13 protein-coding genes are annotated in these 12,224 nt (G+C 64.9%); 10 read left to right on the top strand and 3 right to left on the bottom strand.

Going from position 1 to position 12,224, the window contains the following annotated elements; translation table 11 throughout:
- Nucleotides 1–197: 197 nt before the first annotated feature.
- The 8 genes from NHF53_RS10220 (at nucleotide 198) to NHF53_RS10255 (ending at nucleotide 7,706) form a co-directional block, all read left to right on the top strand.
- Complete coding sequence (locus tag NHF53_RS10220; RefSeq protein WP_245415511.1) at nucleotides 198–866, top strand: exopolysaccharide biosynthesis protein; 669 nt, start codon at nucleotides 198–200, stop codon at nucleotides 864–866.
- Nucleotides 867–900: 34 nt separating this feature from the next.
- Nucleotides 901–1,692: a formyl transferase gene (locus tag NHF53_RS10225; RefSeq protein ID WP_252834094.1), complete on the top strand. Its 792-nt coding sequence runs from the start codon at nucleotides 901–903 to the stop codon at nucleotides 1,690–1,692.
- 132 nt (nucleotides 1,693–1,824) lie between these two features.
- Complete coding sequence (locus NHF53_RS10230) at nucleotides 1,825–2,127, top strand: virulence factor (protein WP_252834095.1); 303 nt, start codon at nucleotides 1,825–1,827, stop codon at nucleotides 2,125–2,127.
- Nucleotides 2,120–2,704, top strand: a complete 585-nt coding sequence (locus NHF53_RS10235) for a methylenetetrahydrofolate reductase C-terminal domain-containing protein (RefSeq protein WP_252834096.1) — start codon at nucleotides 2,120–2,122, stop codon at nucleotides 2,702–2,704. Before NHF53_RS10230 ends, NHF53_RS10235 begins: the two co-directional genes overlap by 8 nt.
- On the top strand, nucleotides 2,701–3,792 hold the full coding sequence (locus tag NHF53_RS10240; protein WP_252834097.1) for a methylenetetrahydrofolate reductase: 1,092 nt from the start codon (nucleotides 2,701–2,703) through the stop codon (nucleotides 3,790–3,792). Before NHF53_RS10235 ends, NHF53_RS10240 begins: the two co-directional genes overlap by 4 nt.
- Nucleotides 3,793–3,893: 101 nt before the next feature.
- A complete protein-coding gene (locus NHF53_RS10245) occupies nucleotides 3,894–4,862 on the top strand; it encodes a methyltetrahydrofolate cobalamin methyltransferase (protein ID WP_114361748.1) in 969 nt (322 codons plus the stop codon).
- Between the two features lie 201 nt (nucleotides 4,863–5,063).
- Entirely contained in the window at nucleotides 5,064–5,489 is a 426-nt protein-coding gene (locus NHF53_RS10250; protein ID WP_252834098.1) for a hypothetical protein, read from the top strand.
- A gap of 177 nt (nucleotides 5,490–5,666) precedes the next feature.
- Nucleotides 5,667–7,706 carry an ASKHA domain-containing protein gene (locus tag NHF53_RS10255; protein WP_252834099.1) on the top strand — a complete coding sequence of 680 codons (2,040 nt, stop codon included), beginning with the start codon at nucleotides 5,667–5,669 and terminating at the stop codon, nucleotides 7,704–7,706.
- Between the two features lie 67 nt (nucleotides 7,707–7,773).
- On the opposite strand, the gene NHF53_RS10260 is transcribed toward NHF53_RS10255, so the two are convergent.
- Together NHF53_RS10260 and NHF53_RS10265 are read right to left on the bottom strand one after the other, a co-directional pair.
- Entirely contained in the window at nucleotides 7,774–10,275 is a 2,502-nt protein-coding gene (locus NHF53_RS10260; protein WP_252834100.1) for an autotransporter domain-containing protein, read from the bottom strand.
- 155 nt (nucleotides 10,276–10,430) lie between these two features.
- Nucleotides 10,431–10,634 carry a hypothetical protein gene (locus tag NHF53_RS10265; protein WP_252834101.1) on the bottom strand — a complete coding sequence of 68 codons (204 nt, stop codon included), beginning with the start codon at nucleotides 10,632–10,634 and terminating at the stop codon, nucleotides 10,431–10,433.
- On the opposite strand from NHF53_RS10265, the gene NHF53_RS10270 reads away from it, so the two are divergent.
- On the top strand, nucleotides 10,633–10,863 hold the full coding sequence (locus NHF53_RS10270) for a hypothetical protein (RefSeq protein WP_252834102.1): 231 nt from the start codon (nucleotides 10,633–10,635) through the stop codon (nucleotides 10,861–10,863). The two genes, NHF53_RS10265 and NHF53_RS10270, sit on opposite strands and share 2 nt — an antisense overlap.
- Nucleotides 10,864–10,867: 4 nt before the next feature.
- Here NHF53_RS10270 and NHF53_RS10275 read toward each other — a convergent pair whose 3' ends face one another.
- Nucleotides 10,868–11,764 carry a LysR family transcriptional regulator gene (locus tag NHF53_RS10275; protein ID WP_114361742.1) on the bottom strand — a complete coding sequence of 299 codons (897 nt, stop codon included), beginning with the start codon at nucleotides 11,762–11,764 and terminating at the stop codon, nucleotides 10,868–10,870.
- Nucleotides 11,765–11,886: 122 nt separating this feature from the next.
- On the opposite strand from NHF53_RS10275, the gene NHF53_RS10280 reads away from it, so the two are divergent.
- The gene (locus NHF53_RS10280; protein ID WP_252834103.1) at nucleotides 11,887–12,087 is read left to right on the top strand and encodes a hypothetical protein; all 201 of its coding nucleotides are present in this window, start codon (nucleotides 11,887–11,889) and stop codon (nucleotides 12,085–12,087) included.
- The last annotated feature ends 137 nt before the right edge of the window (nucleotides 12,088–12,224 follow it).

A 12,224-nucleotide genomic window follows, 5' to 3' on the forward strand; every position in this document is an offset into this window, starting at 1 on the left:
CGCCGGAGCCGTTTTCTCGCCTTCGGAGTGCTTCTCAGTACCGAAGGAATATAATCCTATTCGTGATTCTGGTTGTTTCTATGACCGCAATGGCAGCCGCAAGGTTGCAGGAAAGCCCGCAAATGCGGCCTTGTCCGCACCGCGCTGCCCGGTTCGCCTTAATGTCGCCGCAACATTTTCCGTGCACGATGGTCTTCATGGAGAATGAAACGGAGCGGATGACGGACGGAGTGGAACCGGTGGCGGCAGCGTTCGACCAGAACGGAGAAGGCCGGCCGGGTGAACATCTCTCGCGGCTGCTGGAGCGTCTGGCGCGGACGCCCCACGAGCGCACCACCGTCCGCGACATCGCCATTGCGCTGCAGGACCGCTCCTTCGGCGCCTTTCTCCTGATCTTCGCCCTTCCCAATCTCGTGCCGGCGCCACCTGGCGCCACACTCGTCCTCGGCCTGCCGCTCGCGATCGTCGCCTGGCAGATGATTGCCTCGCCCCAGGGCCGCGTGGTTCTCCCACACTGGCTCGGCGACTACGGTTTCAGCCGCTCCACCTTCGAAAAAATCGTCGATAAGCTGGTGCCTTCGCTCCGCGTCGCCGAACAGCTGTTCAGACCGCGACGCTGGTTTCTCGGCAGCCGCTTCTCCGAACGCATCCTGGGACTCTACGTCCTTCTTCTTTCCGTGGTGGTGATCCTGCCGATCCCGCTCGGCAACTGGCCGCCCGCCTTTGCGCTGGCGATCATCGGTTTCGCCCATTCCGAACGCGACGGCCTCGGCGTGATGATCGGCTGCCTGGTCGGCGTCGTCGCCCTGCTGCTCGCCGGCTTTGTCGTCCTCACGGCGGGTGCTATACTCGCTCTCGTCTTCTGAGCCAGCCCGTGCGGCCCCGTCCTGCGAGTCCCGAATGACGCCAAATCCGCCGGAGAGAACCGAAGACGCCCGCGTGGTGGTGATGACCGCCGGCGGACCCAATCCCGCCGTCGTCATCAATGCGCTTGCCGCGCTCTGGCGAAATCTCCACGTCATCCTCGAAGAGCCGGAATCGAAATTCGGGATTACCCGACGCCGCGCCCGCCGCTTCGGCTGGCCGAATGCGCTCGGCCAGCTTGCGACCATGATGGCCGGCCGTCTTCTCCGTCCGCTCGCAGCCCGCCGCACCGCCGAGATCTGCCGCAGCCGCAATGCCGATCCCGTCATGCCGCAACACGTCCCGGTCAGTCGGGTCGCCTCGATCAACGACGCGCAATGCACCGACCTCGTCCGGGAGCTTCGGCCCGCCGTGATCCTGCTTGTCAGCACCCGGTTGATGACGCGTCCGACGCTGGAAAAGCTGCCCTGCCCGGTCCTCAACCTCCACGCCGGCATAAACCCCGCCTATCGTGGTCAGATGGGCGGCTACTGGTCTCTGGCGCTCGGAGACGCCGGCAATTTCGGTGCCACCGTGCACCTGGTCGACGCCGGCACCGACACCGGCGGCACGCTCTATGAGGTCCGCACCCGTCCGTTACCCGGCGATTTCATCGCCACCTATCCGCTGACGCTCACCATCGCCTCGCTGGAGATCGTAGAGCAGGCGGTCGAGGATGCCGTGCACGGCCGCCTGCGGCCGAAGCCCGCCGAAGGGCCGTCGCATTTGCGTTTTCCGCCACCGCTCTGGACCTGGTTGCGTTACGGCCTCACCCGCGGCATCTGGTAGGTTCCCGGTCGGCCGGGAGCACAAATGCAGGAATTCTCTGCGACGTCGCTTTTTGCTCTGTGCGACGTCGTCGCAAGCGCAGTCCGCCGCACGGGGCCCGTGCAATGTGGCGGCAAAGGAGACCGAAAAGGCATGGCAGACTGCATCATCGTCTATTGGCGCGACATCCCCGCCCAGGTGATCGTCAAGCAGGGCAGGAAGACGGCAAAACGTGAGCTGTCGCTGCGCTTCACCGAGGCGATCGACATGTGCGCGATGCGCACCGGCGCCGCCGAAACCGACGATTATCTCGCCGAGTGGCGCAAGGGCGATCCCGTGCCGGTCTCCGACGATCTCGAAGCCGAGGCCGACAAGGCTGCGGCCGCGATCGAACAAGCATATGACAACGCGCGGCTTGCCGCGCTCGTCCAGAAGGGAGGACGCGAGAATGGTTGACGGCAAACCCGGCCCCGGCAATGCGGCGCCGGCCAAGAAGGCGGCGACGGGAGCCTATACGCCCGCGGCGGTGTCGCCAAACCGCCGCGCCCGCCGTTCCTACACCATCCGTCTGTGGTCGGTGCGCCACTCGCGCTTCCTCGAATGGTTCTACGCCCGCTTCGCCAACGCCTTCCTGTGGCTGCATCCGGTCTGGAACCGCCTCGGCTACGGCCGCGTCGAGCGTCCGGTGACGTTCGTCGAGCGCAACGTCAAGGGTCTTCTCTTCGACTGTCGCATGTGCGGCCAGTGCGTGCTTTCGTCGACCGGCATGTCCTGCCCGATGAACTGCCCGAAGCAGCTCCGGAACGGCCCCTGCGGTGGTGTTCGCGCCAACGGCCATTGCGAGGTCGAGCCCGACATGCCCTGTGTCTGGGTGCAGGCCTGGGCCGGCTCCCGCAACATGGTCAACGGCGATGCGATCCTCAAGGTCCAGAAGCCGGTGAACCAGTCGCTGCGCGAAACCTCGTCCTGGCTGCGCGTGACCGCCGAAGCCGCTGCCGCCCGCGAAAACACCAAGAAGGGGGAAGACGCATGAGCCCCGACATCAATCCCATCGATCCCGGCCTGCCGCTCGATCCGCTGCCCGGCCATTCCTCCCGCGGCCGGCTGGAGCGCGTCCTGCGGCGCGGCGAATTCGCCGTCACCGCCGAACTGAACCCGCCCGACAGCGCCAATCCGCACGACGTCTACGAGCGCGCGGCGATCTTCGACGGCTGGGTCGACGGCATCAACGCCGTCGATGCGTCGGGCGCCAACTGCCACATGTCGTCCGTCGGCATCTGCGCACTGCTGACGCGCATGGGCTATGCACCGATCATGCAGATCGCCTGCCGCGACAAGAACCGCATCGCCATCCAGGGCGACGTTCTCGGTGCCTCCGCCATGGGCGTGCAGAACATCATGTGTCTCACCGGCGACGGCGTGCAGGCCGGCGACCAGCCGGGCGCCAAGCCCGTCTTCGATCTCGACTCGATGTCGCTCCTGGAAACCGTGCGCACCATGCGTGACGAGGCGAAGTTCCTCTCCGGCCGCAAGCTGACGACGCCGCCGCAGGTCTTCCTCGGCGCCGCGATCAATCCGTTCGCGCCGCCTTACGACTTCCGCCCGCACCGGCTGGCGAAGAAGATCGCCGCCGGCGCCCAGTTCGTGCAGAGCCAGTACTGCTACGACGTGCCGATGCTGAAGACCTACATGCAGAAGGTCCGCGATCTCGGCCTCGATGAAAAATGCTTCATCCTCGTCGGCGTCGGCCCGCTGGCATCGGCCAGGACCGCCAAGTGGATCCGCTCCAACGTGCCGGGCGTCCACATCCCGGATCACGTCATCGCCCGTCTCGAAGGGGCCCAGGACCAGAAGAAGGAAGGCAAGCAGCTCTGCATCGACATCATCAACGAGGTGAAGGAGGTCGCAGGCGTCTCCGGCATCCACGTGATGGCCTATCGCCAGGAGGAGTATGTCGCCGAGATCGTCCACGAATCGGGTGTCCTCAAAGGCCGCAGGCCGTGGAAGCGCGAGCCGAACCCGGTCGACGCGCTCGTGGCCGAACGGCTGGAGGCGATCCGCGAGGAAAAGGTCGAGGACCAGCAGCAGCTCGCCGGGATCGCCGCCCAGCATCCCCATTGACCAGATCGAACGCCGGCGCGCCGTTCGCGCCGGCAAATGTCTTTTGAACCCATTGCCCGCGCGCTAGACTGCTCTCCCGCGCATCCGACCGGAGGAATGAAATGACCCGCACCATCGTCGCGTCCGCCACCCGCGAAATCATCATCGGCTTCGACCAGCCGTTCTGCGTCATCGGCGAACGCATCAACCCCACCGGCCGCAAGAAGCTCGCCGCCGAGATGATGGAAGGCAACTTCGACACCGTCATCAAGGACGCGCTGGAACAGGTCGCCGCCGGCGCCACCATGCTCGACGTCAATGCCGGCGTCACCTCGGTCAACCCGAACGAGACGGAGCCGGGCCTCCTCGTCAAGACCATGGAAATCGTCCAGGGCCTCGTCGACGTGCCGCTCTCGATCGACAGCTCCGTGACTGCCGCCATCGAGGCCGCCCTCAAGGTCGCCAAGGGCCGGCCGCTCATCAATTCCGTCACCGGCGAGGAAGAGAAGCTCGAAGCCATCTTGCCGCTCTGCGCCAAGTACAACGTGCCGGTCGTCGCGATCTCCAACGACGAGACCGGCATTTCCCAGGACCCCGACGTCCGCTTCGCCGTCGCCAAGAAGATCGTCGAGCGCGCCGCCGACTACGGCATCAAGCCCTGCGACATCGTCGTCGATCCGCTCGTCATGCCGATCGGCGCCGTCGGCTCGGCCGGCCTCCAGGTCTTCGCCCTCGTCCGGCGTCTCCGCGAAGAGCTGAAGGTCAACACCACCTGCGGCCTCTCCAACATTTCCTTCGGCCTGCCGCACCGCCACGGCATCAATGCCGGCTTCATCCCGATGGTCATCGGCGCCGGCATGACGTCGGCGATCATGAACCCCTGCCGCCCGCAGGAAATGGAGGCCGTACGCGCCGCCAACGTGCTGAACGGCACGGACGAGAACTGCTACAACTGGATCAAGACCTACCGCGACTACAAGCCGGCCGAAGGCGGCGCAGCCGCCGCCCCGGCTCCGGCTGCGGCCTCTGCCGGCGGCGGACGCCGCGGCGGCCGTGCCGCCCGCGTCGGCGCAGGTGCCGCGACGGAGTGATCCGGCACGACTGACGGCCTCTTCTCCGCGGCAGGAGGGAGAACTCGTCCTGACGGACAGGAGACAAAGCGGCGTCCCCTCGCCCCGCGTGCGGGGAGAGGGCTAGGGTGAGGGGCAATATTGTGCCTCGACACACGCCCCCTTGACGGAACGGTTCGCCGCAGCAACATGCGGCGAACCGTTTTCTCATCAGGCCTTTTCATGCTCGACACCATCGCCCGCTTCTCGCGCAAATCCCGCGTCCTCGCCCACGGCGACTACCAGGACGCCAAGCATCTCGCCGACTATGTGGCGCTGATCTCGCGGGTGATCTTCATCTCCGCGCTTTCGGCGATCATCCTCCGCCACGCCAGCGGCGCGACCGCCCGCGCCTTCCTCTACTATCCGCTCGCCCTCGGAATGGCGGTCCTCGTGCTGCACCTGATGAAGCACATCTACTGGATGACCTACGACTATGTAAGCTCGTGGTTCGGCTCGCCGGAGAGCGATCTGCGCGAGGTGCTCGTCTTCCTCGTCTCGGTCATCGCGACCATGGTGGTCATCCTCGGCATCACCGGCCTCTACATCGACATCCTGACGAGCACGATCAATATCGGTGCCTGGATCACCACCACCGACCAGCCCTGACATTTCGGCCCCGGCACGCCTTCGGCGCTTGCGTCCCGGCGCTTGCGCGGGCAAAAGTCCGGCGGACGCATCTCCATGTCGGAAATTGACGCACGTCAGCCGCCGGACCCGTGCAGTCTATCGAGAATGGCCGGCCCGCGCCGGCAATGACGTTCGCACAGGAAAGACGAGTTCGACATGAGCGAAGGCCAGTCCAGGGATCCCCTCATCCTCTTCATGCCGTCCGGCAAGCGCGGCCGCTTCCCCGTCGGTACGCCGGTGCTGGAGGCCGCCCGCTCCCTCGGCGTCTACGTCGAGAGCGTCTGCGGCGGGCGCGCCACCTGCGGCCGCTGCCAGGTCGAGGTGCAAGAGGGCAGTTTCGCCAAGCACGGCATCGTCTCGTCGAACGATCATATCTCGCCCGTCGGCCCGAAGGAAAAGCGCTACGCCGAAGTGCGGACGCTCCCCGAAGGCCGCCGCCTCTCCTGCTCCGCGACGATCGAGGGCGACCTCGTCATCGACGTGCCGCAGGATACCGTCGTCAATGCGCAGGTGGTGCGCAAGGCGGCGAGCGACCGCGTCATCGAGCGCAATCCCGCCGTCCATCTCTGCTATGTCGAGGTCGACGAACCCGACATGCACAAACCGCTCGGCGATCTCGACCGCATGAAGGTCATGCTTGAGAAAGACTGGGGCTATAAAGACTTGCAGGTCGAACCTCATCTTCTTCCAGAAGTCCAGAAGATCCTCCGCAAGGGCAACTGGTCCGTCACCGCGGCGATCCACCGCGACAGCCCGACCTCGCGCCCGACCATCATCGCCCTCTGGCCCGGCCTGCACAACGAGGCCTACGGTCTCGCCTGCGACATCGGCTCCACCACCATTGCCATGCACCTCGTCTCGCTGCTGTCGGGCCGCGTCGTCGCCTCCTCCGGCGCCTCCAACCCGCAGATCCGCTTCGGCGAGGATCTGATGAGCCGCGTCTCCTACGTGATGATGAACCCGGACGGGCGCGAGGCGATGACGAAAGCCGTCCGCCAGGCGGTGTCCGAACTCGTCGACAAGGTCTGCGCCGAAGGTGGCGTCTCGCGCTCCGACATTCTGGACAGCGTCTTCGTCGCCAATCCGATCATGCACCACCTCTTCCTCGGCATCGACCCGACCGAACTCGGCCAGGCGCCGTTCGCGCTCGCCGTCTCCGGCGCCGTCGCCTGCGAGGCGAAGGACATCGAGCTTGCGCTGAACCCCGGCGCACGCACCTATCTGCTCCCCTGCATCGCCGGCCATGTCGGGGCGGACGCCGCCGGCGCCACGCTCTCGGAAGGCCCGCATCGCCAGGACCGCATGATGCTGCTCGTCGATGTCGGCACCAATGCCGAGATCGTGCTCGGTAACCGAGAGCGAACGGTCGCCGCCTCCTCGCCGACCGGCCCGGCGTTCGAAGGCGCGGAAATCTCCTGCGGCCAGCGCGCCGCCCCCGGCGCGATCGAGCGCGTGCGCATCGACGCGCAGACGCTCGAACCCCGCTTCAAGGTGATCGGCGTGGAGCAGTGGTCGGACGAGGAAGGCTTTGCCGAAGCCGCGGAAAAGACCGGCATCACCGGCATCTGCGGCTCGGCGATCATCGAGGTCGTCGCCGAAATGTATCTCTCCGGCGTCATCTCTGCCGACGGTGTGGTCGACGGGTCGCTCGCCGCGAAGAGCCCGCGCATCCTCGAAAACGGCCGCACCTTCTCCTACCTGCTGCACGACGGTGCGCAGAAGATCACCGTCACCCAGAACGATGTCCGCGCCATCCAGCTTGCCAAGGCGGCACTCTACGCCGGCATCAAGCTGCTCATGGAAAAGCAGGGCGTCGAAACCGTCGACACCATCCGCTTTGCCGGCGCCTTCGGCTCCTTCATCGATCCGAAATACGCCATGGTGCTTGGCCTCATCCCCGACTGCGACCTGTCCGAGGTCAAGGCGGTCGGCAATGCCGCCGGCACCGGCGCGCTGATGGCGCTCCTCAACCGCGACCACCGCCGCGAGATCGAGGAGACGGTCCGGCGCATCGAGAAGATCGAGACGGCGCTGGAGCCCCACTTCCAGCAGCTCTTCATCGACGCCATGGCGCTGCCGAACAAGGTCGATCCCTTCCCGAAACTCGCCGCCGCCGTCACGCTCCCCGAACGCAAGCTACTCGCAGACGGCGATGCCGAAGGCGGCGGACGCAGGAGACGTCGCAGCCGGGAGTGACGGTCGCGGCCGTAGATTGCCCGCAGAAGCAGGCAGTCGCCGGACGATGCCATCCGGCGACGTTCGGTCAGAAGGCTGCCTTGAGGCCGAGACGGCCGGCATAGGCCACGGATTCGTCGGTATAGACCGTGCCCTCGATGCCCCCATACACGCTCATAGCGTCCTTAATCTGGACATCGAACGAAGCGCCGAGGCGCAAGCCCGCGACATTGCGGGCGGTGGTGTCGGTAAGTGTGAATTCCGTCCCGTCGAGGCTCGCCGCGTAGCCGTTGTCTCCGAGGTGTTGCGTGTCGACGACGGCCCCCGTCAGCGTGAACGCGGCTGCCCGACCGGATTCCAGTACGGCCCTGCGGGTCAGATCCATCTGCAGACGACCTTCGAGTGCGTGGGTGTCGCGGGCATCGTAGCTGATGTTCTGTGAGGAGCCGCTTTCCGTGTAGCCCTCATAGAGCGCGCCGACATAGCGCAGCTGCGCGCTTGGCGTGAGTGACCATCCGGAGGCCACATCATAGGTCTTGGAGACAGAGACTTCCGGCGAGACGTACCAGCCCCAGAAATTGCCTTCAGCCCATTCGCCACCGTTGACCGCGCGGCGCGCGTCACTGTCGATCGCGCCGACGGTCAACGACGTATTGACGACGAAACCGTTGACCGGAACAGCGCCATAGAGACCGGCGAATCCGGTCTGTCCATCGATCGAGTTGCTGGCGTTGCTGAGGTCAGCGTTGACGGCGCCGCCGCCGGCGAAAGCGCCGACGCGCACCTCACCCGACTGGCGGTCCACGCCTGCCATCAGGCCGTAGTGATAGATGGCACTCTCGAAGCTGTCGGACGTGCCCGGTTGATGCCGGACACCGCCGAAGGCGCGGGTCCAGAACATGTTGCCGGATCGGTCGAGGGCTACACCCTCGCTGATACGGGCGATGGCCCGCTGTGCAGGGGACGCCTGCTTCACCTCGCCATAGGCAAGCGGTTCCAAGCCAGGGACACTGCCGCCGATTTCATCCGGCCGCTGCATGTCGAGCGAGAGAATGCTCCCGATCACGTCGGAAACGGAATTGGTATATTGGCTGGCGATGTTGGCGACCGGCGTGGAGGACACGACATTGATGGTCCCGGTCGTGTCCGCGTTGCTCAACACCACGACCTGCGACGGGTTGTCGAGAATGATGCTGTTCTCCGCGGCGAGGTAATCAGCGACGGGGATCCGGTAGCTGCCGGCGCCGAAGGTGGTCGTGTTGCCTGTACTGTCGTTGTAGTCCACCACCCCCTCGAACACTGCGTTCGGCAGGATATTGAGCGTATTTCCGCCGCCATCGTAGACGAAGAGAATGGAGGCTTCGCCACCGCTGATCGTCCCCGATGTGGTGATGGTGTTGCCGGAACCCGCGAGAAAAACGCCGGCCAAAGCCCCGGAAATCGTTCCGCTGTTGGTCAGCCGTCCGCTGGACCACAAGTCGACCCCCACGTCTTCGACGGCTTCAATGGTGCCGCTGTTTTCGACGTCGATCCGCCCGCCGGCGGTCGTGGCTTCGATGCCGCCCCAGCCCGTGATATTGCCGCTGTTGACAATCGAGATGTCCCCGAGGTCGCTCACGGCTGAAATAGCGACCTCCCAAGGGGCTAAGAGCGTGCCGGTATTCGTGATCGATATGTCGCCGGAGGCTCCTGCTCTTGCCGCAATGGCGGGCGATCCGTCATCGTTGCCTGCCCAGCCGTTGTTGATGATCGTGATATTGCCAGCTGCGCTGTAGGCCACTATTGCAGTGTTGTAACCGGTTTTTACCGTTCCGGAGTTGTAGATCGATACGTCTCCCCACTCAGAGTCGGCCAAAAGCCCCACCCCGTCGGAGCTTGCGATGGTCCCGGTATTCGTTATGGTTACGACGCCTTCATAGGTCTTGGCGTCGATGCCCGTCGAAAGGGCGTCGATCACGCCATTGTTGACGATCGACGTCGCTGCGCCAGGCCTGCCGAAATCGTCGCCAAAGGCTTTGATCCCGCTGCCCGTCGCCGAAGTCACGTAACCATTGTTGACGACCGACGTTTCGCCGCCGTACGTCTTAACGAGGATGCCCGGACCGTCCGGCGCCGCCGTAACTGCCCCGTCGTTTACGACCGAAATATCGCCGCTATCATCTTGGACCAGCGAAATCGTACCGTATCCGCCGGATGACGTAATGGAGACGTCCTCTCCGATGTAGACGTCAAGTGTGTGATTAGGAGCGAACGTGTCGAAGTACACCGCGCTGTCGTCGGGATTATAGATCGTGGTGTTGCCGGTGATCGTCAGCGTCTGCGTCGCCGGCGTTTCCGATGACGTGACCACTCCCAGCTCGACGCGGACCGTGCTTTCATCCGTGATCGTCAGTGAAGATGTGCCGGCATACGCACGTCCGCCGATGAGGTCGGCGTCGCAACGGGTACTGGCAAAGGGTCCGGAAAAGCTGCAGCTCGCCAGCGCTTGCCCCTGCCCGACCGGCACCAAGGCCGTGGTTGTCGAAAGGGAAAGGAGGAAGCCGGATCTTTTGAAGAGGGTGCGAACCATCGGGTAAAAGGCGAAAAACATCTTCTTGAGTCTCGAAATGACAACAGTTTCTCAACGCCTTAGCTGCCCGCATCGCGGCACGCAACGACATCACCGCAACAATCAACAGTTGCGTCATTTTTGCATCAGATATGATGACACTGATTTGAACCAGCACCGGAACGAGGCAGTCCGAGCTATCCCTCACGCAGCACCCCAACCCACCGCGCGGCCGCGGCGGCGAGCACCTCTGCGGGAAAGCCGGAGAAGCCTATGACGAGCCCCTGCCGGCCCGCACCGCCCTGATACAGCGGCGAGAGTGCGCGCAGCCCGAAGCCGTGCGCGGTGGCGAGGAGCACATGTTCGGCATCGCTGCGGCCGGGCGGCGCCTCCACCACCATGTGCAGGCCCTGTTCCGGCGTGGGCGACGACGAGGCGGATTACGGCCTTCCCGCCTGGGCCGGCGTCATCCCGGTGACGACCGTCATCGGCGCGCCGGAAATCTCGCCCGACGTTCCGCCGGGCGTCGCCTTTCCCGCCCATCTCGCGCATTTCCGCGAGGGCCGCAGGCTGGATGACGTTCTTACCGAAAGCCAGTCGCTCTACGAGCACATGGCCGGTACCGATTGAGATGTCAGGCCGCCATCCCGATCATCTCGGAATAGGCGTAGCGGATGCTGTCGGCCACCGCGTCGATCGTCTCGGAGCTTTCGGGGCCCTTGAGCAGGCGCACCTCGAAGCTGCCGAGATCGGGAAGCCCGTGCTTGGAGCCGAGCGCCACCATGTCGGCGGTCAGGTAGCTGCGCGGCAGCGGCGCGACGGCGAGGTCGGCGATCACGGCCGCGCGTTGCGCCATGCTGTGGGCGGAGAGATAGGCGATCCGGTAGGAGCGCTTGTCGCGGTCGAGCCGCGAGAGCGCGTCCGCCCGCCAGCAGCAGCCGTCCTCCCAGATCGACACCGGCAGCGGATCGCGCAGATGCGCCGTGCCGCATTTGGCCGCGGCCCAGACCAGCTGTTCCTTGTGCACCACCTCGCCCTCGATCGAGGTCGTGCCGGGCGCGGTGTTGATGAGCGTCAGGTCGAGGCGCTGTTCGGCGAGCCGCCGGCGCAGCGCCCCGCTGCTGTCGACGGTGAGATCGACCATGATCAGCGGATAGACCTCGGCGAAACGCTTGAGGATCGTCGGCATGAACCGTTCGCCGATGTCGTCCGGCGCGCCGAGGCGCACCACGCCCTTCATTTCCGGCATGCGGAAGCGGCCAACCGCCTCGTTGGAGAGCGTCAGCATCCGCCGGGCATAGGGCAGCAGCGTCTCGCCGCTCTCCGTCAGCGTCACCGAACGGGCGTCGCGCAGGAAGAGCGTTGCGTTCAGCTGCTCCTCGAGCTTCTTGATCTGCATGGAAACCGCAGACGGCGTCCGGAAGACGGCATCCGCCGCGGTGGTGAAGCTGCCGGTCTCGGCGATCGCGACAAACGTTCTCAGCACGTCGTTGTCGAGCAGCGGCAGGGGCTGGCGCATTGTCAGAGTCATCTTCGGCTCCGTCGGCTAGTTCAATCAAATAATTTGAATGTAATAGACATATCATTTCGTTTGATTGAATGTCAATCGCGGTTCATCCTCTCCTCATACAGTCAACGCTGAAGGAGGAAACCATGCGGTTCACATCGCTCTCGCAGAAAATCCCGGATCTCGGCGTCACCCGCGCGCTGAGGAAGATCGCCGCCCGCAACGCGCGCCGGCGCAGCATCCGGCAGATGGAATCCCTGCCACGCTCCCTGCAAAGGGATGTCGGATGGCCCGAGATCGCCCGTCGGGCGGAGGTCGACGATCGGGAAATGCATCACTGGATGTGATTTCTGACATCAGAAACATTCGTTTGATTGATGAATAGACAGGGCGCATACCGGTAACGTCCGCAGCGCAGGCGTTGCGGAAACAAGGAGATCACCATGAGACTGGCAAGCTTCGGTACCACCATCACCGGCAGCCG

Origin of the sequence: Ciceribacter sp. RN22 (assembly GCF_024054295.1) — a bacterium.
Classification (GTDB): domain Bacteria; phylum Pseudomonadota; class Alphaproteobacteria; order Rhizobiales; family Rhizobiaceae; genus Allorhizobium; species Allorhizobium lividum.